This window comes from Nostoc sp. UIC 10890 (genome assembly GCF_054786515.1).
Map to the genome: position 1 here is coordinate 6,941,645 of NZ_JBSGKF010000001.1, position 23,970 is coordinate 6,965,614.

20 protein-coding genes and 4 pseudogenes are annotated in these 23,970 nt (G+C 40.4%); 16 read left to right on the forward strand and 8 right to left on the reverse strand.

Annotation, left to right across the window (positions count from 1 at the left end):
• The first annotated feature begins 2 nt into the window (after positions 1 to 2).
• The 5 genes from ACWATR_RS28745 to dpdD all read left to right on the forward strand — a co-directional run bounded on the left by ACWATR_RS28745 (position 3) and on the right by dpdD (position 4,292).
• The gene (locus ACWATR_RS28745) at positions 3 to 470 is read left to right on the forward strand and encodes a hypothetical protein (RefSeq protein ID WP_460339610.1); all 468 of its coding nucleotides are present in this window, start codon (positions 3 to 5) and stop codon (positions 468 to 470) included.
• 284 nt (positions 471 to 754) lie between these two features.
• Positions 755 to 1,024 (forward strand): hypothetical protein, encoded by a 270-nt coding sequence (locus ACWATR_RS28750; protein ID WP_460339612.1) that lies wholly within the window; start codon positions 755 to 757, stop codon positions 1,022 to 1,024.
• A complete protein-coding gene (locus ACWATR_RS28755; RefSeq protein WP_460339614.1) occupies positions 994 to 1,440 on the forward strand; it encodes an HNH endonuclease in 447 nt (148 codons plus the stop codon). Before ACWATR_RS28750 ends, ACWATR_RS28755 begins: the two co-directional genes overlap by 31 nt.
• A gap of 6 nt (positions 1,441 to 1,446) precedes the next feature.
• The gene (dpdK, locus tag ACWATR_RS28760) at positions 1,447 to 1,971 is read left to right on the forward strand and encodes a phospholipase D-like domain-containing protein DpdK (protein WP_460339616.1); all 525 of its coding nucleotides are present in this window, start codon (positions 1,447 to 1,449) and stop codon (positions 1,969 to 1,971) included.
• A gap of 53 nt (positions 1,972 to 2,024) precedes the next feature.
• Positions 2,025 to 4,292, forward strand: coding sequence for a protein DpdD (gene dpdD, locus ACWATR_RS28765; protein WP_460339618.1), 2,268 nt, complete (start codon positions 2,025 to 2,027; stop codon positions 4,290 to 4,292).
• 66 nt (positions 4,293 to 4,358) lie between these two features.
• On the opposite strand, the gene ACWATR_RS28770 is transcribed toward dpdD, so the two are convergent.
• Positions 4,359 to 5,456 carry a DNA sulfur modification protein DndB gene (locus tag ACWATR_RS28770; RefSeq protein WP_460339620.1) on the reverse strand — a complete coding sequence of 366 codons (1,098 nt, stop codon included), beginning with the start codon at positions 5,454 to 5,456 and terminating at the stop codon, positions 4,359 to 4,361.
• A gap of 380 nt (positions 5,457 to 5,836) precedes the next feature.
• Between ACWATR_RS28770 and ACWATR_RS28775 the strand changes: the two genes are divergently transcribed.
• The 6 genes and pseudogenes from ACWATR_RS28775 to ACWATR_RS28800 all read left to right on the forward strand — a co-directional run.
• A complete protein-coding gene (locus tag ACWATR_RS28775; protein ID WP_460339622.1) occupies positions 5,837 to 8,062 on the forward strand; it encodes a UvrD-helicase domain-containing protein in 2,226 nt (741 codons plus the stop codon).
• A 10-nt stretch (positions 8,063 to 8,072) separates the two neighbouring features.
• Positions 8,073 to 9,077, forward strand: coding sequence for a PD-(D/E)XK nuclease family protein (locus ACWATR_RS28780; protein WP_460339624.1), 1,005 nt, complete (start codon positions 8,073 to 8,075; stop codon positions 9,075 to 9,077).
• Between the two features lie 95 nt (positions 9,078 to 9,172).
• Positions 9,173 to 9,940, forward strand: coding sequence for a hypothetical protein (locus ACWATR_RS28785; protein WP_335125398.1), 768 nt, complete (start codon positions 9,173 to 9,175; stop codon positions 9,938 to 9,940).
• Positions 9,941 to 9,950: 10 nt separating this feature from the next.
• The gene (locus tag ACWATR_RS28790; RefSeq protein ID WP_460339626.1) at positions 9,951 to 10,466 is read left to right on the forward strand and encodes a phospholipase D-like domain-containing protein; all 516 of its coding nucleotides are present in this window, start codon (positions 9,951 to 9,953) and stop codon (positions 10,464 to 10,466) included.
• Entirely contained in the window at positions 10,463 to 12,649 is a 2,187-nt protein-coding gene (locus ACWATR_RS28795) for a hypothetical protein (protein ID WP_460339628.1), read from the forward strand. The genes ACWATR_RS28790 and ACWATR_RS28795 overlap by 4 nt, the downstream gene beginning before the upstream one ends.
• Positions 12,650 to 12,840: 191 nt before the next feature.
• Positions 12,841 to 14,118, forward strand: a pseudogene (locus tag ACWATR_RS28800) (IS1634 family transposase); the annotation flags it as partial.
• Between the two features lie 25 nt (positions 14,119 to 14,143).
• Here the strand turns inward: ACWATR_RS28800 and ACWATR_RS28805 are convergent.
• Positions 14,144 to 15,204: pseudogene (locus ACWATR_RS28805) on the reverse strand (IS630 family transposase).
• A 54-nt stretch (positions 15,205 to 15,258) separates the two neighbouring features.
• Between ACWATR_RS28805 and ACWATR_RS28810 the strand changes: the two are divergent.
• From ACWATR_RS28810 to ACWATR_RS28820, 3 genes and pseudogenes are all read left to right on the forward strand, one after another.
• Positions 15,259 to 15,609: pseudogene (locus ACWATR_RS28810) on the forward strand (IS1634 family transposase); the annotation flags it as partial.
• A 277-nt stretch (positions 15,610 to 15,886) separates the two neighbouring features.
• Positions 15,887 to 16,075 (forward strand): hypothetical protein, encoded by a 189-nt coding sequence (locus ACWATR_RS28815; RefSeq protein ID WP_460339630.1) that lies wholly within the window; start codon positions 15,887 to 15,889, stop codon positions 16,073 to 16,075.
• A 53-nt stretch (positions 16,076 to 16,128) separates the two neighbouring features.
• Positions 16,129 to 16,308, forward strand: a pseudogene (locus ACWATR_RS28820) (Uma2 family endonuclease); the annotation flags it as partial.
• A 46-nt stretch (positions 16,309 to 16,354) separates the two neighbouring features.
• Here the strand turns inward: ACWATR_RS28820 and ACWATR_RS28825 are convergent.
• From ACWATR_RS28825 to rplU, 4 genes are all read right to left on the reverse strand, one after another.
• Positions 16,355 to 17,071, reverse strand: a complete 717-nt coding sequence (locus tag ACWATR_RS28825; RefSeq protein WP_460339632.1) for a molybdopterin-dependent oxidoreductase — start codon at positions 17,069 to 17,071, stop codon at positions 16,355 to 16,357.
• A gap of 123 nt (positions 17,072 to 17,194) precedes the next feature.
• The gene (locus ACWATR_RS28830) at positions 17,195 to 18,820 is read right to left on the reverse strand and encodes a pyruvate kinase (protein ID WP_460339634.1); all 1,626 of its coding nucleotides are present in this window, start codon (positions 18,818 to 18,820) and stop codon (positions 17,195 to 17,197) included.
• Positions 18,821 to 19,248: 428 nt separating this feature from the next.
• Positions 19,249 to 19,545, reverse strand: a complete 297-nt coding sequence (gene rpmA, locus ACWATR_RS28835; protein ID WP_069071599.1) for a 50S ribosomal protein L27 — start codon at positions 19,543 to 19,545, stop codon at positions 19,249 to 19,251.
• A 34-nt stretch (positions 19,546 to 19,579) separates the two neighbouring features.
• Entirely contained in the window at positions 19,580 to 19,987 is a 408-nt protein-coding gene (rplU, locus tag ACWATR_RS28840; RefSeq protein ID WP_460339636.1) for a 50S ribosomal protein L21, read from the reverse strand.
• Between the two features lie 505 nt (positions 19,988 to 20,492).
• Here rplU and ACWATR_RS28845 point away from each other — a divergent pair.
• A complete protein-coding gene (locus tag ACWATR_RS28845) occupies positions 20,493 to 20,726 on the forward strand; it encodes a Nif11-like leader peptide family natural product precursor (protein ID WP_181930661.1) in 234 nt (77 codons plus the stop codon).
• A 186-nt stretch (positions 20,727 to 20,912) separates the two neighbouring features.
• Positions 20,913 to 22,007, forward strand: coding sequence for a nucleotidyltransferase domain-containing protein (locus ACWATR_RS28850; protein ID WP_460339639.1), 1,095 nt, complete (start codon positions 20,913 to 20,915; stop codon positions 22,005 to 22,007).
• A 226-nt stretch (positions 22,008 to 22,233) separates the two neighbouring features.
• Here ACWATR_RS28850 and ACWATR_RS28855 read toward each other — a convergent pair whose 3' ends face one another.
• Both ACWATR_RS28855 and bchI read right to left on the reverse strand, forming a co-directional pair.
• The gene (locus ACWATR_RS28855; protein WP_460340742.1) at positions 22,234 to 22,530 is read right to left on the reverse strand and encodes a hypothetical protein; all 297 of its coding nucleotides are present in this window, start codon (positions 22,528 to 22,530) and stop codon (positions 22,234 to 22,236) included.
• Between the two features lie 198 nt (positions 22,531 to 22,728).
• Entirely contained in the window at positions 22,729 to 23,853 is a 1,125-nt protein-coding gene (gene bchI, locus ACWATR_RS28860) for a magnesium chelatase ATPase subunit I (protein WP_460339641.1), read from the reverse strand.
• Positions 23,854 to 23,970: the final 117 nt, after the last annotated feature.

Consider the following 23,970-nt stretch of genomic DNA (forward strand, 5'->3'; position numbering starts at 1 on the left):
AAGTGTCTCAAGAATTATATTTTTATAAACAAAAAATACTGACAGATAGTGCTACTAAAATTCTTTTAGAAGAAGAAATCTATGAAGCGATTAAGGCATCATTAGCAAAACGAAATTTAGATAATGAAACTTCTGTGCGAGAGCAACTATTTCAAGAAGTTGAACTAGAGTCACTTCAAATAAATGCTTATTCTCCAGAAATTGAGACTTTATTAGAGAAAGATATTAAGTTTATAAATCCACAATCAAGGTTTTTCATGATGAATGAAAATATGTGGATTGCTATTAAAGGTTATATTATTTCTCAGTATATCAAAACAGATAATAGCATAAAAATAGATCCTGGAAATAGCAATAACATTGACCAGATAATAAAAAAGCTGAAGCAGCTAAATCATAAAATAAGCGATGATTATTCAAATTTAAATAAATTATATAAGAAAAAAATGCTATTTGTTAATATTCAATAATCAGGGTAACTTATATTTTTTGTTTACTTACAATGTCCTCCCACTTAAGCATTTACTAAACCCTGACTTATTGCAAACAATCTTCGTCGCCTAACTCAGTAACCGCAGTAGTGCGTATGGCTCGGTTTTCCCTGGATATCTATTTAGTATGCTCGTTATCGATAACATCGGCAAAAGTTCCTATACGTAGAATTATCTGGAAATTATTCGATCGCACCCACCCACACCGTTATAATCATTGATTAATTGAGGCACAATAGAACCAAAGACACTGTGAACACACAATGACTACTCAATTGATGGTTCAACCCTCATCCTTAATGTCTTCTGGTATCAGGATGAGCGAATTCGGTGATATTTATCTTTTTAAATTTACCGATGAGCTACAGTCTCGCTTTGAAGAACTGTTGCAGAAGAAAAAAGCTGATGCGCTCACTACTGAAGAAGAAGCTGAATATGTAGGCATTTCCGAACTTGAGCGAATATTTACCTTGATTAACGCTCAACTAGCAGCCAAAAGTAAATGGTGTCCGAACAAACTCGAAGACTTGTAAGAAAACGAGCTGAATATCTCTGCGAATACTGTCACTCTCCAGAATACTTGAGTCCAGACCGTTTTACCATTGACCATATCATGCCGCAGTCTTTGGGTGGCTCTGATGAATTGGATAATTTGGCATTAGCTTGTTATGGCTGTAATGAGCGTCACTATAATTTTATTGTAGGTACTGATCCAAAAACTGAAAAACAAGTGCCTCTATTTCATCCCCGTCAGCAACAATGGTCTGAGCATTTTATTTGGACAAAAGACGGGACAAAAATTGTAGGTATAACTTTTACAGGGAGAGCTACTAGCCATCGTTTTGACTTCAATGATGAACGTCGGGATGAGCCTTCGATTCAAGTTGCTCGTCGTTTTTGGGTAGAAGCGGGTTGGCATCCGCCCCAGTCAGATCCACGTCAAGAATAAGAAGAAATGTCATCCCGCTATATTCACTCCCGCCTAAGTTCCCGCCAAATCCCTGACTTACTCCAAACAATCTTCGTCGCCGAACTTATCACCCCCAGCCAATACATTTGGCTTGTTTCACCGTGGATATCTGACATCCCCGTTATCGATAACACCGCCAACACCTTCCTGTGCTTAGAACCCTCATGGAGTCGTTCCCGCATTCGCCTCTCCCAAGTCCTCGCCACCCTAGCCGAACGGGGAACGACTGTACACATTGCTACCCGTCCCGACTCTCACAACCACAGATTTATTGAACAAATCAAAGGCAAAACTGACTATCAGGACGTTCCCGTGCGATTCCACATTACCGAAGAACTCCACGCAAAAGGTATCCTGGGAGATGGGTATTATCTTGCAGGTTCGATGAACTTCACCTACAACGGCATTACAGTCAATGAGGAAGTTGTAACTTATGAAACATCCCCAGAAGCGATCGCCCAACAACAGTTGATTTTTACTAACCGATGGGGTGTAATTGGTAATTCGTAATTCGTAATTCGTAATTCGTAATTAAAAAAGTCAGACTTGATCATTCAAAAGCGATGACTAATGCTAGCAATGCAGATATCCGCCACTTCCTAGAACAGTTTTTTGGCACTGACAACAAATTTGACCTTGGCAAGATTGAACGTGGCGAAGGAAAACAAGCCAAAATCCGTCCTTGGGTCGAGTTGTTGACCAAAGGCGAACCTCAGCCAACAATTCTTCCCTGCTGGCGTTCCGAGAGTGTAGATTGGTACGCCATCGCCCTTTCGGAACGCCAATTACGCCGTTTGAGTGAAGAATTAATGGCGTTTGTTGGCCCCACATATTCGACATTTCGCGGACAAAGAGCGCAACTAAACCCCCAAGACCCTATAGAATTAGCAGTTTACAAATTTACTGGAGGTGCTGCGGTCAAACTGTGCGGACAAGCGACGGATGTTTGGGAAGCACTAGAGCGGATGCGCCAAGTGAGTGAGAGACGGGTGAAACGGGTCGCAGATATTCCCCGTCCCACAGGTCGCGTACTGCGGGATTTTTACATGGCGCTGCAAGCAGGCGATCGCATTGCTGCGGAAAACTCACTACAATACCTTGTAGACCAGCATCGTCTGGATGCGCTGAATCTGCTGTTTCTGCGGGTGCAACTCTTAGCAGAACTAGAGCAATGGAATGAGTTGCTTACCCTCCCGGAACTAGGCAATCTTTTGCAGGTTCGCCGCCCCTTCGCCGTTACCCAAGCTCTGCTGAAGGCAGTATACCGCACTAAACTGCAACATTTTGAGGACAATAACGCCCCCGGCAGTGCTGTAGCTTATTTCCAAGAAGTAGTTTTTCCCCGTTACAAGAATCTTTTTGCTGTCCGTGCAGGTAGTAAAATCCCGGAAGTATTGAAATTATTTATGCTGCTGGCGGTGGGTGGAAAACCAGCAAAACCTGCTCTCCGGGATGAACTGTTAGCAATTGCGGAAGTTGAAGAAACTCACCGCAGCTATTTGCAAAGGTTAGCTGCACTGCTAAAAGATGCTACCCCGAACAGCGAAGGCGACCCCCTGCAACAAGCCGAACAGCTATCCAAAAACGGAGACTTCGACCAAGCATTTTCATTGCTTTGTAATGCTCCGTCGTCGAAAGAGAAAGTTCGCTTGCTCCTTCAATGCGCCTACGAGTTGCAAACTTTGGCGGTGGAAAAAGCTGTATTGCAAGCCTTTGACGAGTTGACTGCTGACGAGCAAACAGCCTTGCTAAAGGTACGTTGGAACCAAGATTTTCTTACTCAACTGCGGGGAAGCCAGGAAGGTACAACAAAAGACACCCCAACAGCTTTATCTGTCCCAACGAATTGGTTGGAGTGGTTATCGCAACTTGATAAAAAGCCAACCTGGGAACGAGCGTTATACACTGCACGCCAGGGTTCTGCCGAGTGGGATGTCACTAGCTTGCTGATGCAACCACAGGCGGTGGCAGAATTTGACGAATTGTTAAGTAAAGTAGGCTCAACAGCTGAGTCTATCCTGCACGATGCGCTTCCTTACTTGCTAGGATTTTTTCAGAAAGATGAGCAATTTCCCCGTAGCGAGTTTCTCAGCCTTTATTACTCATTGCTAGAACTGCTAGTCCTGAGTACAGAGGGTGGGGATGTTGATTTGGTTTTGTTCAATGATTTAGCGATCGCTATTTTAACTTTGGGAGTTAATACAGCAAAATATACAGAGATTGTAGACTATGCTTTGGAGCTTTGGGACAGGTTCGCCTCACCCAAAAAAGTTGATTGGATGCTTGATTTAATTGATGTACTAATATCATATCCCTGCCCAGTCCTAGAAAAGCGCGAACAACTTCTATTTGCTGCGGCTGAAACTCTACGCCGTTTTACAGAACGTATTGATGAAGTGCAAAGGGGAATCTTTCGCGCTTTGGTAAAAGATTTACACTTAGGAGAATCGCTTCCAGATTTGCTTGACGAACCAGCGAGTTTAGTCGAGCAAAATCTAGAAGTTGAGGCGAATATTTTTCAAAAACTCAAGAGTAAATCTGTTCTTATTTACACTCTTACAGAAACCGCAGCAATCAGAGTAAAAAGTATTTTAGAAGCAGCTTGTAAAGAAGTGACAGTTTATCTCAGTCATGACAAGGGAGGTAACGATCGGCTGCGTCAGTGGGTGAGAAATTCTGACATTGTTGTGATGGTGACGGCTAGTGCTAAACATGCAGCCACAGGTTTTATTGAAGCGAATCGTCCATCGCATCTTGCACCGATTCTTTTAGTTAACAGTAAAGGTAGTGCAAGTATGCTACGTGCGCTACGGGAGTATTTAGCTGGATGAGGAATCAAGAGGTAAGAATAGGTTGTCTTCAATAACTGCGCGGACTTCGGGAGATACTTGACCCCTTCACGATACATTGCTCATCGAAATAATACCGACAAATTCACGCAAGACCCGATTGCAAGCATCAACAGTTGTCTTTGTGTTGGAAATGATTGGTTCTCCACTTGCACCAACTTGGGTTACTCCTCGTTCTCGCCACAACTGGGAGTCCCTCTGCCAGTCTATTTGTTGCAGTCCACTCAACCATTTAACCAAATCTTCTGCCGGAACTCTTTCTACTAACAAATCATGAGCTAACATACCCAAGGCTTGAAAAACGACAGCACTAACCGCTAGTAACTCATGTCTTTGAGTAGCGCGTTCCTGTTTATTCATAATCCTCCAAGGATCGTTAGGGATAATGCTTGCGGTTGCTGCCCAGAATGTTGTCGCCCAATCAATCAGAGATTCCAAATCGGTTTGAGATTTTAAATTGGGGAACATGCGTTGAGTAGCGGTGACTAAGGTTGATAAGGTAAGTAACTTGGGATTGTGCTTACCTAAGCCGTTTTCCACCGTCTCCACATTGTCACGGAACTGAGGAACTCGGCAGATCAAGTCCTTGGCGATTAAAACCGTGGGCGATCGCTTGTCAAAGGCATGGGATAGCGACACACTTGGTCTTTGGACTAATAGATTTTGGTCGCGGAAAGCTTGGCGTTCCTCTTCTAATGACAGTCCTGCATATATCAATACGCCAATTTCTAATTGTGAAAGGATAATGGCATACTCCGACTCTTGTGCCTGTATGTCTTGCAATGCTTGGCGAATACCATAGCATCGATGCTGACCGTCGGTTAAACGCAAACTAACCGAATGGTAAGGAAGGTAGATATTGCCATCTCTGTAAGTTGGCGATGGCTGAACGTTAACGCAAATCGGCGGGAAAAACGTAGTTCCATTTTGATAAGTCTCCAGAATATACCGAGCGATCGCCTTAACTCGCGTCTGGTTAAGTTTACGTTGAGCAAAGTCTGGCAACTCCGCAATGTTTGGGATATAAAGATGACCGTCATTTAACAGTCGAACAACATCAGCAAAAGTAATACTGGCAACATAACTTATTTGTTCACCTAGAGAACCGCGCTGTACGGGAACGCCTTTTATAACGAGTTCAAACATTGTTTTTCTAGTTCAATTTCATTGTCTGCCAAACTTGCATACAAGCATACATGGTACTATTAGCTGTATGTAGTATATATGCTAGGGTCAGTTACATAGCGCTATTGAAACCATTGCCTTATTAAGCAGGGATTCCAAATGAAATTTATGCCCAGTTGTAGCAAATTAAGCATTCATTCGAGCGATCGCTTGCTCCTCATCAAATTAGTAATGCCCCAAGCCTACAAGACATGGTTAACGTGGCACTAAAGCGATTGATTAGGGATTGGCAAGACTCTGAGCAGCACAATTTGCTACATGATGAACTTCTTGAGCAACGCCAGATAGCCCGTTCAAATATGGGTCGGAGAAAAAGTGAAGACAGTTAATAAAGGTAGAGAATGATTGATTTAACAACCTTTCACCAGTGTCTAGTTCAAGCCACAGCTCGTGGCTATGACCTAGATGAAAAACAGAAAGAAGCTGTAAAGTATGGCGATGGGCCTTTGTGGCTTCTAGCGGGGCCTGGATCTGGCAAGAGTGAGGTGCTAGTAACACGAACTTTAAAATTGCTCTGTGTAGATGGTGTTGACCCAGGCTCCATTCTCTTAACTACGTTTACTGATAAAGCGGCACGTAACCTTCAAGATCGGTTGGCAACGTACCTAGCGGCACTACAAAATGCAGAGCTTAATCTGAAAGATGTGGATTTAGCTGATATTAGAATTGGAACATTGCATAGTTTATGTAATGATATTCTTCAAGAATATCGTCATCCAGATTATCAGAATGTTCGCCTTCTTAATCAAGTCGAACAGGATTTATTTACCTATCAGTATACTGATATTTCAGATTATCAGGATTTAGCTTTTTGGCAACATTTTGATTATGCTGTGCGCTATTGGTATGACAAAAAATATCCTCCCAGAAAATGGCTACGTGCTAAGGCAGCAGTCACACTTTTTAACCACATTGTAGAAGACTACGTTGATATACAATTAATGCTCAATGCTGGCGGATATTGGGCAATTTTAGCAAAATTTTATCAGCAGTATGCTCAAGCTCTAAAGGATAAATATCGTTGTGACTTCGCTCATCTTCAAGAGTGTTTTCTTAACTTCACCACCTCTGATGTAGGACACAATTTTTTACAGGGAAGCGACCAGAATCCTCCTTTGCTATACGTATTAGTTGATGAATACCAAGATACTAACCCGATTCAAGAGCAAATTTACTTAGCCCTAGCTAATCGATCACCACACAATATCACAGTAGTCGGCGATGACGATCAAGCTTTATATCGTTTTCGAGGTGGAAATGTCACCTGTATGGTGAATTTTGATCAAGCTTGTATGGCTAAATTTAATCAATCTCCTCATCAAATTCAGCTTGATAACAACTACCGTTCTCATCCTGAGATTGTCAATTTTTTTAACCACTACATTACCTCATTTCCAGAAATGACACAGCCAGGAGTTCGCGCTCCTGGTAAAGAACCAGTCAAAAGTGCTTCATCTATCGCTGGTGCTTATCCTGCCGTTTCTTGGATTCAAACAAAGAAAGTAGGTGATTTAGCCAATACAGTTGCTGAATTTATAACTAACCATTTGATAGGTGATAAAATTATCTCTGACCTAAGTCAATGTGTTTTGCTGCTAAGAAGTGCCAAAGATTCGCAACAAAACGCTGGTCAATTTATTGCAGCATTTCAGCAATATGGAATTCCTATCTATAATCCTCGGTCAAAGTCTTTTATGGAAAGTGAAGAAGTTCAGTGTTTACTGGCGGCACTGATTCAAGTGATTGACTCAAATCGCACTTTTCAGGTGAAAAAAGATCCGCAGGGCAAACCTTTTTCCTGGATTACAACAATTCAGCAATGGTTCAATACTCTCGATAGAGTAAGAAATGACCATAGCATCCCTACAAAATTACTCGATGATTACTTAAACAAGAGCAATGCAGAATTGCCAAAAATATGTGCAAATAGCCTAAATAAGATGGATCAAGGTAGATTCCTGAAACTAAATTTATTAGAAATTATTTATCGCATTCTTTCTAGGGAACCATTTAAGACATGGAAACAAGATCCGATAAAAAACTTACGTCTTGCTAAAGTTACTCGTCTTTTTGAAGGTTATAACAGTTTTAACTTAGATGTTTTACAATCTAATATTAATGGAAATTACACAGATGATAGTTTTCTTAATAGATTATATAATATGTTAATTGGCTACTTAATTGAAACGGGTATTGATGATGATGAAGATGATGAGATTATTTTTCCTCCAGGATATTTACCCATTATGACAATTCATCAGTCAAAAGGCTTAGAGTTTCCTTTTGTATTTGTTGTGATGAAGTTAGGTAGAGAAGGAAAAGTTGGAGCAGCACAAATGCTTGAGCAAACCTTAGCTCCCTTTCGACAAGTTCTTTATCCAAGAGATACTAGAAACCCAGAAGATTTAGCTATAGAAGATGATATCCGGTTGCTTTATGTAGCTTATTCACGCGCACAGAATGGCTTGATTTTAATCGGCACAAAAGACCAGATTAAAAACCATATTTCTGTACCTAATCGGAATCATCAGGAATTTCAGCGTAACACATTCGCTTTAAAAATATAAAGAAAAGATTATGGTTATAGATAGAGTAAAACCCTTTCAAGGTGTTTCAATTTCTTCACCCAAAGCACCAAATATAAAGCGTCGTTATAGCGTAACTCAAGATATAGTCGCATTTAGACGATGCGCTCGTCAATATGGTGCTTTTAATGTCCATAAATATGCACCAGCTTATCAAACGCAGACTTACTTTGGTACTATTATTCACCAAGTTTTAGATCGCTGTCATGCTCATTTTAATGGAAAGATAAACCCTTTAACGAAAGGTACTCTACCAGACAATGGAAACATCCTAAGCAATGACGAAATTAATGATTACTTTGATGAGCTTAAACAGGCAGAAAAAGCAAAAAAATTATTAGTACCTCCAAGTGATATTGTCAAGTATTTTATTGAGGTTGAAAATGGCTTAAAAAGTCAAGGAATTCAAGCAATAACCCAAGATATTCGACTAAAGGCTGTAAAACTACTTCAATACTTTAATGCTCTTGAAGGGCCGGAACTTTACAAACGAGTTAAAGATACAGAGCATCGGTTGCAGGCAGATCGTACTACTCATATTCTTCATGGTGTTGTTGACCTTTTAGTAGATACACCTAACGCAATAGACAACCCTGCACACTGTGAAATGTGGGATTACAAAGGCAGTAGTTTTTTGAATATCAATCGCCAAGACCTAGAAAACTATAAATTCCAAATGCGGGTTTATGCCAAACTTTATGAGTTAAAACATGGTGTTTTTCCTCGAAAAGCTATTTTATATTTTCTTAATGAGCTTGATGGTGATACTTGCCCAACTCAACGCCCAGTTAATGCTCTGTTAGAAGTCAGCATTAAACAGAGTGAGATTGATGGTGCAGTAAATGAGTTTGCAAAAACTGTACTAGAGATTGAGAAAGCACGTTGCAATGATCAATGGAATCCAGCAGTTTCAGGAAAAATTAGCGAACAAGATTGTGCTATTTGTGATCTCCGTTGGGATTGTCCGACTCCAAACGTCACACTTAGATATCCATAATCGCTATTCCAAAAAAGATTCTCTATCTAATTAGGGTAAGTGAAATTATAGCAGCAGGTAAATCTAGCGATCGCCAAAAGAAAATAGAAGAGTTAATGGCACAGGTACGCCAACAACTAGGTATACCTATGCGCCAAACTCAACTCAAAGCTTTACTACGGGTTTTTATTCCCGACTACATTCAGCAACTAGGCGATACACCTCTGGTTAACTGGCGTATTTTTCGGGAAATTAACCACGAGTTTCTTCCCTCATGTGCTGAACAGTTAGGACGTGACCCTACATTTACTGAAGCATCGGCGCTACTTTACCGCAAAGTAGTTAAAGCTAGGCGTGACAAACAACCACCGCCCTATCCAGAGTTAACACGTTTACTTGAAATTTACGAAGCCGAATATGGTGCTTCGTTACCTGAAGCACGTAAAGCATTTGAAGCAGGGGTAGAACGCCGGATGCTTTTAAATTGTCGCTGCAACTGCTCTAGTTGCTTAGACGACCGCAGTGGCGACATCGAATCACCAGGTTTAAGCCGTCATCTGCTGAACCGTCCTTTACTGACGGAATGGTTAAATCAGGTTCGCACTCCTCAAACCCTAGAATTAGATGGCACTGTAAGCGGTGCTAGCATCTGTGACAGAATGAGTTCCTTGCTGGAAAATGGCTGTCAAACGATTTATTTACGGGTAAAAACCGATAATCTTACGTCCCTCTGTGCCACAATTAGCTACTTGACGGACGCAGGCATCGACACAGATACCGGTATGGTTTACCCAATGATTACTGATATTCAAACCATCTACCCTAACGATTTAAGACCAAACGAAGTACCTGTAATTCAAGTAACAGTTCGTCCTATAAAGTGAGGTTCCGCCAGTGACAAAGCAATTAACTCAATTGCAACTCAGTGGTCAGGCAATGATTTACAACTTTCTGCTCAATGAGATTTTAGCATCACAATTAGAGGGCAGTTACGAGTTTTGGATTGTCTCACCTTGGGTAACAAATTTACGTTTAAAAAAACCCTACTATGTCTCTTTTGGGGAAATTGTAGAGACAAAACAAGAAGCATTACACCTGTTTGACATTCTGCATCAAATGGCCGCCAATGGGGGTAAAGTGTACATCACAGTAGGTAGTGATAAAGAATATCATCCAATATTAAGACAACTCAGCAACAAGAGCGATCGCATTCAGGTAAGGGTACTTTCCAAACTCCATACCAAAGCATACGTTGGTCGTTACGGTGCTATTAACGGTTCACTAAATTTAACTGATGGGGGAGTTAATCAAAATTTTGAACTCTTCACATACAATCATGACGAACGGAGTATTGCTGAATTACGGAATATATGTGTACAGCATTTTGAACAAGGATTACTACTGTCATGACGTTTGGATATCAAATTGAGGCAAAATTGGGAAACGCTGACCAAGTTGGATTGCGTTTGCGGTGTAATGGGCAAACTCAAGCAGTAGAAATTCATCGGGAACTCAGGCAAGCTGAATTTAAAGTTACTAATCCAAGATCATCATATCATGACGATTATACCCACTTTTTTTATGTTACTTCCACAGTCAACAGCCTTGATAGCGTAATGCAAAAAATAGAAGCCCGTATCAAGGTTTCAAACAATGCTAGTCTTGTCACAAAAGAAGCAACTTTAAAAGACTTTAAATCATGGCAAATTCTATTTCGTAAAGCCATCAAAAAATTAAATAACGATCATGTAAATTCTACAAGTTCAGTACAAGAAATTAATCAAAATACCCTCGAACAAAAAATTTCTGCTGGACGGCTCATTGAAGTTGAAGATCATCTACTTCGGCAAGCTGATTTTAATGATAGCAATGCTCTCCAAACATTAATTGCACTTTACGCCAAGACAGAACAGCATGAGCAATTAATAAAACTTTGTCAAGTTAAATATAATAGTATTCTTGCTTTACCTGTTTCTGGAAGGTTGGTAGAGCAGTTGGTAACTGCTCATCTCCAGCATTATCAACAAACAAAAGAACAAGAATTATTACGTTCTGTTCAAGCATTAGCACAAGAATTCTTACCCGAATTAGAGCGGTTACGCCAAGCCAACAGAGTACGAAAACTGTTGCATTTGTCCTTAATCTCTCAAGAACCACTACCAACAATAGAAGGAGCTACACTCAACGAACAATTGACGCAGTTATTAGAAATTGAACCAGGTGAACGTATTTCCCAACTTGAGAAACTCAAAGATAAATATCCCAAAGCTATTAATGTACTACTTGCTTTAGCTGATTCTTACGTATCAATTGATAATCCTGAATATGCTTTACAAATATATCAATCAATTACCGAAAAGACAGAAGAGTTGCAACAACGTTATGCAGAACTACTTTTAAATATTCAACGTTTCCAAGAAGTAATTGAATTATTACCAAGTGTAATTTCTGAACTGTCACCAGCATTGGCAGGGTTGCGTGGTGCTGCTCTTTATAACTTAGGGCAGAAAACACAAGCTAGTGAATTCCTAGAAAAAGCATGGCAAGGGGGTGAACGTAGAGTTCAAATTCTGCTACCTTTAGCAAAATTATGGGCTACAGTTGGCGATCCAGTTAAAGCAGGGGAGGTATATCAAATACTGCTAGAAACAGCTTATGAACAATTAACATTGTCAGACCGCGCTTTAATGGCTAGAGTTGCTAATCTTGATGGTTTTGGTGATATTTCTGATGAAGATAAAGTTAGTTATTATGAGTCTTATGTAAATTTTGCTGGAGTATATCTGCGGGATTTATTAGAGGCAGAAGAAATATTAAAAGACAGATTAGATTTGTGGAAGCAGTTACAGAACACGTCAGGAATGATCAATGCTTATGCTGACTGGCTAGACTGGCTTGCTAATGTAAGAAAGTGGGAAGATTTAAACAAAGAACTAGATATTTTAAGAAATTTTGCAATACAACAAAAAATCAGCACTCTCCAGTATTTTGAATTGCTTGAAGGACTGGAAGTATATATCAATTTGCAACCCACTTTACGCCAAAGTTTAGCAAATGACTATTTTGGTTTAGCTATTTCAGAAATAGATAACGCATTACGTCAAGAAGAAGTCGAAGCGCCTTTTTTTCAAGATTTAAAACGTGCATTACTCTGTCTTAACTCGGATTCAGCAAATGAGCTTGTTGAGTATTGCCAACAACGTCGTGCTGAGGCTACTAAGCTGGAGATACAAGTAGCTTCAGATAAAAACATAGTATCAAGAACCCAAAACTTGGCATCCATACGTCTTGCGTTGGTCGGTGGCCACCAAGCAACTCGACGAGAGGTCATCCGTGAATTGTGCGAAAATTATGGGTTACAAAATTGTGTTGAGGTTGCGCCTTCAAGTGAAGTATATATAAGTCGCAGTAACGTACAGGCACAAATAAGCAACTGTAACTTGATTGCAGTAATTACTGGATATATGGGTCATGATTTAAGTCAGATTGTCTCTGACTTAAAAAAAGATGGCACTTTAACAGGTGATGTATTTTTTCTAGCTTGTCGCGGTAAAAGTGGTGTAGTTCGTGCAATTCTTAATAAGGTGCAGTAAGAAAATGGCTGATTATATACTTAGAGAAGTTAAACAACAGGTTCGCATTTTAACCCACATTCCGCACTTCAAAAGTAGCATAAAGCACTACAGAGTTATTCTCGGATATACCTGAGTAAAAATACTTAGAAGCTACCAGTCGAAAAAGTGAGACAATCAAAAAAATCAAAAATATTTTAGAGGTAGAAAAATTGTCTCCAACCTCAGAAACAAAAATTAAAAATATAGATCACTTAGGAATAGTAGCTGGACTAATTGATGAAATAGGAATAGTTGAAATAATCAACTCCAAATTAGGAATAGATGTTCGGGAAAAAATTTCATCAGGAATATTAGTAAAAGCTATTTTGCTCAACGGATTAGGATTTGCATCAAGACCTTTATATTTATTTAGTCAATTTTTTGAAGATAAAGGAATCGAAGTATTATTGGCAGAAGGAATAAAAAGCGATTATATAAATGATGATAAACTGGGAAGAGTTATGGATAAATTATATAAATATGGATTGAATAACCTATTTATAGAAATTGTCTTATCTGTGATTAATAAATTTAAGATAGAAACAAAATATTCTCATTTAGATGCGACATCATTTCACCTTCATGGGGAATATAAAAATGAAGATAATCAAGATAAAGAGCTAGAAATGATCAAACAAAGACCAATAATTATTACCAAAGGATATTCGCGCGACCATAGAGCAGACTTGAAACAATGTGTATTAGATTTAATAACAAGTAGTGATGGAGATATACCATTATTAATGAGAGCAGGAGATGGAAATGAAGCGGACAAAGCCGTGTTTGGAAAAATATTAGTAGAGTTTAAAAAGCAAATAAACTTTGATAGTATCATGGTCTGTGATAGTGCATTGTATAGTCAAGGAAATCTCCAATTAATCGAACATCTCAAATGGATAAGTAGAGTACCGATGACAATAAAAAGAGCGAAGGAATTAGTTCAGTCGGTAGAGATAGAAGAGATAGATTCCGAAGAAAGGACAAAAAGAGCAGCCTTAAATTTAGACGGATACAACTGGAAATCGGAAATAGTAAATTACGGTGGAATCAAACAAAATTGGCTAATAGTAGAAAGTAAAAAAAGACAAGAAAGTGATTTAAAGAAGCTAGAAAAAAAGGTAAAAACGGAAAAAGCCAAAGTTGAAAAGCTGCTCAAGTAAATAAACAAAGAAGATTTTGAGAGTCCAGAACAAGCTCGATATAAATTAAAAAGCGTAAACAAAAAATTGACACTATTTGAAATTAAAGAAGTTAAGGTTATTAAAAGTCAATCAAAAGATAGTAAAACTATTTACAAAATAGAGGGAGTGGATTATCAAAAGCCAGAAGAGATAGAAATAATCAGAAAAGAAGCGGGAAGATTTATTTTAGCGACAAACTTAGTTGACGATGATAAGTTAAAACCAGAAGAAATTCTGACAAATTATAAAAATCAACAGTCTTGTGATATCATGTCCGGGTAATGACTTACGATTAAACACCAATTTGAAGCCACCAATGAAAACCAGTTAAGCCACGAATTAACTCTGTCTGTTGGAGTAAAGATTGACACCGATGAAACAAGACATTCTCTAAATCATTGAGTGTCTCAAAAGAGCGATTAGCAATTGGTTCGTCAACCAAAGTCCACAGCCTTTCTGCGGGCTGTAATTCGGGTGAGTGAGATGGCAAAAAGATTAAGTGCAGCCCTTCAGGAATCTCCAAACCCTTGCTGGTATGCCATCCTGCTTGGTCAACAGCTAACAAAATACGTTTATCAGCACCTAAACCAAATTCTTGAGCAAAATCCGCTAAAACCTTGTTAAATAGCTCTGTATTGACATAAGGAAGAATCCACCAATAAGTAACTCCTGTTTTCGGATGTACAAAAGCATACAACCAGAGCCATTTAAACCGCCAATTTACATCAGCAATTGGTGTTTCTCCTTCTGGGACGTAAACTCGTCGCAAAACTGGTTTGAGTCCCAAGCGATGTTCATCTTCGCACCACAACTGAATTTCCGCATCTGGGTAGTTGGCTTGAAGTTCTTCTACTTCTGTAGCTATTTTTTTTTCCAGACTTCTTGCTCAAAAGGATCACTTTTTGTGTGAGACGGACGGGGTACTCTGAGCCTAAATGTCATCTGCCGCAATATTTCCCATCCCCTCTGTCTGCTAATATGAGTTCCTGTTACTTCACTTAACCAATCTGCCACCTTCCTGCCATTCCATAATCCTCCATCCGGTGCTTTTTCTTGTAACGCTTGCCATAACTGTGCCTGCTCGATATCATCCACTAGTGGCTGTGTACCTTGGTTGAATACTCTGCGATCGCCTAATCCTTGCACTCCTAACTCGTTGTATCTTTTTACTAATGCGTATATCCAGGTTCTGCTGTAGCCCGTTATTTCCTCGATTTCTTCCGTTTTTTTGCCTTGGGCTACTAACCAAATAATCTGGTACTGACGGCTTTCTATGCCGTCTTTAGCCTGACGGTAACGTTGTTCTAGCTCTTCAATACTTAGATGTGTGGCTACACTAATTCGTTTCGGCATTGGTCATCTTTGCACTCACCTCTTTTATCATAAGTGATTATCCGGACATGATATGAGAGAGGGTTCAGATTTCTGAAAGACCCTTTATTTTTTGCCGATAGTTTCTTTGTAGAAAACCCTGAAAGAATCGAGACGATGTTATTTTTAATGTCTTTGTGCTTGTTAGTTTATAATCTCGGACAAAGGGAACTGAGGAATAGCTTAAAAAGAATCAAGATCGGAATCAAAAATCAACTAGGTCAGTTAACGATTTCTCCGACATTAAGATGGGTATTTCAATGTTTTCAAGGAATTCATCTTTTGACTTTAAATGGTGTTAATCAAATTGTTAATTTAACATCAGAACGTAGTTTTATTCTGAATTGTCTGCCATCATCTTGTCTAAAATATTATCTGGTTTCTTAAAGTGGACAATTTTTGGAAAGCGAAGAAAAATTTATCAACATCGAAGAAACAATAATTGCTCTTCAAATTTTTAGTGCTTACATAACCATCAAATATATTGTGTTTGATTATTTATTTTCATGCTGTAGATTCGTTCAGTACTACGAGTCTTAATCATCCTGATTTTTTTGCTTTTCTCTTGACGTAATCTCTTTGTACTTCAAGTTGAAGTGCGGAATGTGAGATAGAAGATACCCAACTTCATCTTTTTGATCTAGTGACAACGCAGATATGCTCTTTGAAAAATATTCTGAGTAAGATAACTCAACCCATCGAAGAAGTAGTGATTTACTTTAGTCCAGAACTTCTTGATGTCAAAGATGTGCAATCATTCCCCCATACTTTTGATGAAACTGTGCTGATGGTTCGTGGTAAATTTGCGGCAGAGGGCGAGAAATTTATGCTGCCTCGTTCTGCAAGGTGTTGAGTTACTCAAAAACAATTGAATCATAATAGAACTGAAAGTTTCATCATCAGGAATTGGGTGTGTGGTATGGACGCTATCAAGATGTAGAACAGCCCTGGCTACGGTGGTATGATTGGACAGGGTGCTGGGTATTGACTTCTACAGAACAAGAAAGTCAACGGGCTGAACAAGAAAGACAACGGGCTGAACGGTTGATTGCACAATTGCGTAGACACGAAGTGGCTTGTCGCTAGACATCGCTAGGCGTTGAACCCGATATAGATTAGCTTTTTACCTACCCTATAGCCCTGCAAACCACTCATAGCCCTGATCTTCCCAATAGCCTTTAGTAGGTAACAAATTGCTGACGAATGTAATTTGAGTTACCCACTTGCTTTGCTTGTAACCTAGTTTAATTGGAGATGCTAGGCGCATAGGCGCACCATTATCAACTGATAAGGGTTGTCCATTCTTTTGATAAGCCATGAGAGTTTGAGGATGTATAACAGAGGCAATATCCCAGCTTTCATAATAGCCATCAGCAGATTTGAAATAGACATAGCGGACATTTGACTTAGGCTGTACCAGCGCTACTAAATCTCGTAATCGCACACCTCCCCATTGAACGATCGCAGCCCAGCCTTCAACACAGACATGGCGAATCACCATTGAAGTCAAGGGAAGTTTTTGAATATCTGTCATACTCAACTGCATTGCATTATTGACCTCACCATCAATTATTAAGCGAAACTGTGCCGGATCAATTTGCGGAGTGAAGTCAAAGGTATTAATCAGCAATTTGTCTGCTTCTATGGCGCTGACAGGAAATTCAGGTATGGGTTTTTGAGTTAGCAGGAGTGCTTCAAGACTTTGGTTTAGTGGCTCAGAGATTTGCCGTACATTATCTGAAAACAAATTTGTCCCACAGCCACCTAGAAGAAAGCTTACCCCTGAAAGTCCAGATACTTGCAGTAACTGACGACGGGATAGTGTGTGTTTGCGAAGAATCAGACTCATAGATTTACAGTCCGCTAGCGATCATTAAGATAATACTGCTGTCTCACATAGCTTGAGTAGGAAAAATGGAGCGAAGCGACGGTATATGTGTCCGTCGATGAAAAATGAGTTCAGGTTAAAAAATTACCACGAATGAAGCGCTCGTAACTGTGGCGTTTTTTTCAATTGATGGGCTTCCATGCGTGTTAGAACATCATCCAGAATGGCGATCGCTTCCGAAATAAACGGCCCTTTATTTAACATCACACACTCAGCACGTTCAGCCATTGCGGCGTCCGTCATCTCTCCCCGCGAAGGTGTGCCATCTTTTACCAAACTCTCTAGTACTTGAGTTGCCCAAATAACAGGAACATGAGCCGCTTCGCAAAGCCAGAGAATTTCTTCCTGGATCTCTGCTAAACGCTGGTATCCAATTTCAACGGCTAAATCACCTCTGGCGATCATGACACCAAATGATTGCTTCCCCGCTGCGTAGATGATTAATTCTGGCAGATTGGAAACAGCGATCGCTGTTTCAATTTTTGCCACGATCGCCGGTCGGCTTAACCGTCCCTCAGAGCGCTTGTCCAATTCTTGTTGAAGTAACTCAATATCGGCAGGATGTTGTACAAAAGAGTAACCAATAATATCTGCGTGGGTGGCGACAAAATCTAGGTCGGATAAATCTTTTTCAGTCAGTGGGCTAAGAGGTAAAACTGTTTCTGGGAAATTCAATCCCTTTCCAGGTCTGAGTTTAACTCCTTTCGGGCTAGCATGAGTCACTTGTAGTAAAAGTCTCGGTTGTCCATCGGGTACTGAGTACTGGGTGTCAACTACGCGAGTCCGAATTTTGCCATCGTCGATATATACGGGGGTGTCAACAGTTAACAAATCGAGAATTTCGGGAACCGTACACCAAGTTTGGAAATGCTCTACGGGTGATGGGATGAACTCTCCTGTCTCTGACTCATTTCCGAGTTCAGGCTCACATCGCGACAACAGAATATGATCTCCTTTAAATACCCGTTTTTTATGAAGTGGTGCAAGTACCTGTCCTATGCGGATTTTCACACCAGCTAAGTCCATCATGACTTTACAAGACGTTCCCATTTCCTGTGTTGCTTGACGGATATGGTCGATCATCCGCTCCCAAGATTCGGTTGTATCATGGGCGCAGTTAATTCGCACACAGTTTGCCCCGCGTTGTATAATTTCTCGCACCATCTTGTAGTCAGTGGCGGACTCAGTGGGTAGTGTTACCATAATCCTGACCCGACGCTGATCTGGAGACTGACCAAATAATTCTTCGGTGTGCTGTTGTAGTAAGCGATCGCCCTCAAAAAAGAACTCGATAGGTGGACGGTTAAGGTGCTGGGAAGACTCGGAGCCGCAAATAACTTCCAAGGTGGTAATGACAGCATCAAGATTGGGCATCACCCGTGCTTCAATCCGTCCTAATGAGGATAAGCCCCAAGGCATTAGTGCAGCTTGGAGGGAGCGAAGATCATGCCGACGTAAAGCTAGATATTCAGCTAAATTCAAGGCACTAGAAAGAAACTCAGGACGCTGAATGTGCGATCGCCACTGGTTAAAGGTCGCTTGTCCTTCGCTTTCAACGTTCTGGCGAAGTTCTTGCAGAATTGATAGCAAATCTTGTGGACTTGATAGATTCAGAAGTGTGCCCAACGGCTGAGTTCCTCGACCATGCTGATGCAGAATGGGCTGACTGCTCGGTGTCTTAGCATTCGAGTTTGAAGTTGCAAACTGCATAAAAGTCTTTCTAGTTACCCTAGTGATTGACACTCCCCTAAGCATCACACCTCATAAGCAATGTCTTCATTCCACTGATGGTTTTATCACTAGACCCAGAAGACCACATCGCCTAATAGACAGAGTTTCCGAACAAACATATCTCTAACTGGCTATCCTGAAGTTTGGAACATTTAGTGCAATCATCCGAAGTAAGACTTGATATGCAATGCCTACAGCGACAAGCTACTCAATCCAATTTCCTAGTGTAATATTTTGTTTTGAAGAATATCTGCCCTTTGTGATTCTGATATTAATCTATGAACAACAGAGAAACAAAGGGAATTTTAAGCAAATCTTAGGAATATCTTGGTAATATCTATGCAAATTTGGCCATTATGCCAGTGTAATTAATTAGGAGGGTGGGGAATAATGCCCACCCTCACACTCTAGCTTGCTACTGCCTCAGCAGGAGCAGCTTCAACAGCAGTTATGGGTAAATAAACACTAACTTTTTTACGGGTTTTACCCTTTCTCTCAAACATTACAACACCGTCGATTAGAGCAAACAGAGTGTCATCGCTACCAATACCGACGTTGTTACCAGGGTGGAATTTAGTACCACGCTGACGCACGAGAATGTTTCCTGCACGCACAACTTGACCGCCATAACGCTTTACACCCAGACGTTGGGCATTAGAATCACGACCGTTGCGTGTACTACCTGTTCCTTTCTTATGAGCCATGATTTCCTCTTTTGTATCTTCTTCTTAATTATTATTATTCAACAGCAGTTTCAACTTCTTCGGCAGGAGTCTCATCTACAACGGGGGTTTCCTTCTCCGCTTCACCTTGGGCAGCAAACACTGCACCGTTAAGGGTGATGGAGTCAATCATAAGTCTGGTAATTTCCTGACGATGCCCCCGCTTTTTGCGGGTTTTCTTTTTCGGCTTCATTTTGTATACCAGGACTTTACGACCTCTGTAATGTCGCAGTACAGTCCCTTCTACAGTCGCACCTGTTACTAATGGCTGTCCAATGGTGACTTCGCCATCGTGCTGCACGAGTAATACGGAATCTATTGTAACTTTTTCGTCTGGTTCGATCGCAAGCAGTTCAATATCATAAAACCGTCCTGGCTCTACTCGTATTTGTTTGCCGCCAGTTTCAATAATCGCGTAGGTCATGGAATTGTCCTTGAGGTTGCCGTACAGGTAGCTGGTTTTTATCTCTGTAGAGACGCTTTTGCCAGCCTTTGTAATATGTCTACCTGATCCGAGCAGGAATTAGACAGACAATCTAACATACTATTTTATTAACAGGCATTAAGTCAAGCTTTAATAAGCTTTTTGGATTTGGCATTGGCATCTGGTCAGCAAAGAGGACAAGAAAACTCTTGAGATGGGGTGACAAGGGGAAAACTCCCATATCTAAAATTTTACAAGTCAGAATAAATACTTTTTAGATAAAAATTACTACTATCTTAGGGCTGAGTTTTATCAAAAAGTAACATAAGTATTAACTTAAAAGTTATACTTTCTTGTCAAAATCAACACATTTTTCTTCTTTGTTTTAAAATTGTAATTAGATGCTAAATCTATAAAATCTTTACATCTTTACAGAAGTTAGTGAATCCCCAGGAATTAAATTACCATATTCAAACCTGATATTTCAAACAGGAGATGGATTGTCATGACACAGCAAAATGCTGCCCGACTTTTTCAAGCTGTAAAAGCAGATCAAGCATTACAACAAAAACTCAAAGCAACAGCTAATCCAGAAGCCTTTATCAAGATTGCTCAAGAGCGCGGCTATGATTTCACCATCACAGAACTGGACAGTGAAATCAACAAGTTGTCTGAAGAAGATTTAGCCGCCATTGTCAATCCAGGATGGGGGACTAGACGCCACCTTAATCCTAGATAGTTAGATAATTACTGCTCTAGAAAAGCAAAAGTATAGGAACAACTGAATTGGCAAGTTTTGCTCCTCAAGGGGATACCGTTGCATCATCTCCTTGAGGAGCATTCCTGTTAAACTAAGTAACTCTAATTGTTATCTTCCCACCTGCTTAACTCATGAGTTAGGATGACTATATTTTAATCAGGTGATATGAAAAGAATAGAAGTTGAGCAAAGAACTATTTTAATTGGTTTGGCTGGTAGTCACGGCTATGGTTTAAATCGTCCTGATTCAGACTTGGATTATCGGGGAGTATTTATCGCACCCAAAAGGTACTACTTGGGATTTGATCGCATAGAACAAAAAGATACTGGTTGGGATGAACCGGGGATATTTCCATTCGTTGATGGTAACAAAGACACAGTTATATATGAATTAAGAAAAATCCTCCAGTTATTAGCGGGTGCAAATCCCAATGTTTTAGAATTGCTCTGGTTAAATAACTATCCTTTTTTAAACACAGTAGGACAGAATTTAATTAATCATAAACAGTTATTTTTGAGTAAAAAGGTAAAACATACTTACACTGGTTATGCATTTGCCCAAATCAAAAAGATGGAAACTCATCGTAAGTGGTTATTAAAACCACCGCAAAAAAAACCGATACCATCTGACTTCGCTATAGAAGACGAAGCACCTCTGGGCAAAGATGAGCTAAATGCTTTTCTGGAGTATCTTTATAACTTAATCAGAGGACGAATTGAGTTTTTGGAAGAAGCGGAACAATTATATCAATTGCTGACAGCAGATATTGATTTTAAAGGAGTCTTAAAACAATATACTTTACCCGATGAAACTTTGGAATATACCCAAAAGTTAACAAATAGCCGTAAAGATTTTATTCGTCTGCTTCAGAAAAGTCAAAGCTATCAAATAGCTTTAAGAGAATGGAAGGCTTACTTATCTTGGCAGGAGAATAGAAATCCGGCTAGAGCAGAAATGGAAAGAAAGTCGGGTTTTGACCTCAAACATGGGATGCACTGCATTAGATTGTTACGCAGTGGAGTAGAAATATTACGGCACGGTGAAGTGATTGTAGATAGAAGAATAGCTGGTGATGTTGAGGATTTAAAAGCTATTTTAAAGGGTGAGTATTCTTATGAGCAGGTAATGAAAATGGCAGAAGATTTGGTTGCCGAAATGGAAATTGTTTGCGAACAATCTGCCCTACCTCATAAACCTGATTTAGAGCAAATTAATGAGTTGTGTATAGAATTGGTGGAAATGCAAAAATGGGGTCATTAGTCATTAGTCATTGGTCATTAGTCATTGGTCATTGGTCATTAGTCATTGGTTTATTGGTGTTTATAACTCAACACAGTTCAGAATGAGCAACAAAACCCTCATGTAGAGACGCGATTTATCGCGTCTTCAAAGACCAATTACCTACACCAATAAACCTTAACCCAAGCGTATTGGCTTATAACTAACAAAGGACAAATAACAAATAACAAATAACAAATGACTCATTTTAAAGAGTGTAGATTAAGTCAGCAAAGCCATAGAGGCTGATGATGAGCAATAGAGATGCTGTTAGTTGGGTAATTCGTGTCTGGGGTGAGGGGGCGATCGCTTCCCGCACTAAGATAGAAATAGATGACCCAACTAATAAGCTCAAGCATAAGATTAAATAAGGCCTGTCGGGTAAAATACTGCCTATTGCCAGCATAGCGATCGCTAATAAGAGCATCAATAACTCTACAAACCTGGGTGGATCGTATTGGCTAGATAGAATAAAGCTGTTGAACCAAAAAGACCAAAATCTCATATTCAGTGCTGAGTGTTGAGTGCTGTTAGCGATAGCGGGGCGTTTAGCCCGTGCTGAGTTAAGAGTTAGAAGTTGTGATTTATAGTCACTGCTGATTGAGGAATTAAAGTTGTGAGATATGAAGCAGCTTTCCATTTAAAACTCTTAACTCTTAATTCTTCACCGGAGGCGGAGCGTTTCCGGCTCCGCTGCTAACTTTTAACCTCTAGCCCCTAACTTTTGACCTGTGCCGTTTTTTTGTGCAGTATCACTTTCTGGTAGTTCAACGCCAAAGACGCGGCTAAAAACTTTGGCGACTTTATAGCCAGAATCAATCGATTCTAAGGGGTCTTTCCGCAGTCTGTGACGCAAGCATAGCGTAATTACGCGATGGATATCATCAACTGTAACTTCAGTGCGTCCTTCATAAGCTGTTAAGGCTTTGGCGGCGCGGTTACTAACAATGTCACCCCGCAAACCATCTACATCCAGTTCTGAGCAGACTTCAGAAATTTTCACCCGCAGATCATAGTCCATGTTCACTTTTGGCAAAAGCTGTTGAGCATTGACAATTTGCTCTTGCAATGCTTCTTGCTGGGGTTTGTAATTTTCGAGAAATACTAGGGGATTTTGATCAAATTCTGCCCGTTGTTCTACGATTTGTACCCGCAAGGCTGGTTCCTTTACTGTGTGAATTTCTGCGTGCATCCCAAAGCGATCGAGCAGTTGGGGGCGTAGTTCGCCTTCTTCTGGATTTCCAGAACCCACAAGAACGAAACGTGCTGGGTGACGAATAGAAATACCTTCCCGTTCTACAGTGTTCCATCCACTGGCAGCGGAGTCGAGTAACACGTCTACAAGGTGGTCGTCTAGTAAGTTGACTTCATCCACATACAGAATGCCTCGGTTAGCCTTTGCCAGCAGTCCCGGTTCAAAAGCTTTGACACCTTCAGACAAAGCTTTCTCGATGTCGATTGTGCCACAAACTCGGTCTTCTGTGGCTCCTAGTGGCAGGTCTACCATTTGGACTTTTTTGTGAGCTACAGGAATTTCCGCCCCTTGTTCTAACAGTTGGCGGACTTCATCGCTCATCAAGTCGGGGTCGCTAGGATCACTACTGAAGGGATCATTGGCAACCACAGAAATTTCTGGCAGCAGATCCGCCAGCGCCCGGATAGTTGTGGATTTCCCGGTGCCGCGATCGCCCATGATCATTACACCCCCAATTTTGGGGTCAATCACGTTCAATAGCAGCGCCAGTTTCATTTCTTCCTGGCCCACTATTGCCGTAAAAGGAAATACTACGCGACGCGCACTTGCCGTGGATTGAGCAGTTGGACTCACTAAATTACCTTAACAATATTTTTCTTATTACAGTTCTTTATTGTGACACAGGTAGGGCATGGGGGAATGTGAAGATCAGGGGGATGAGGAAGAAGCAGGGGGGCAGGGGAGCAGGGA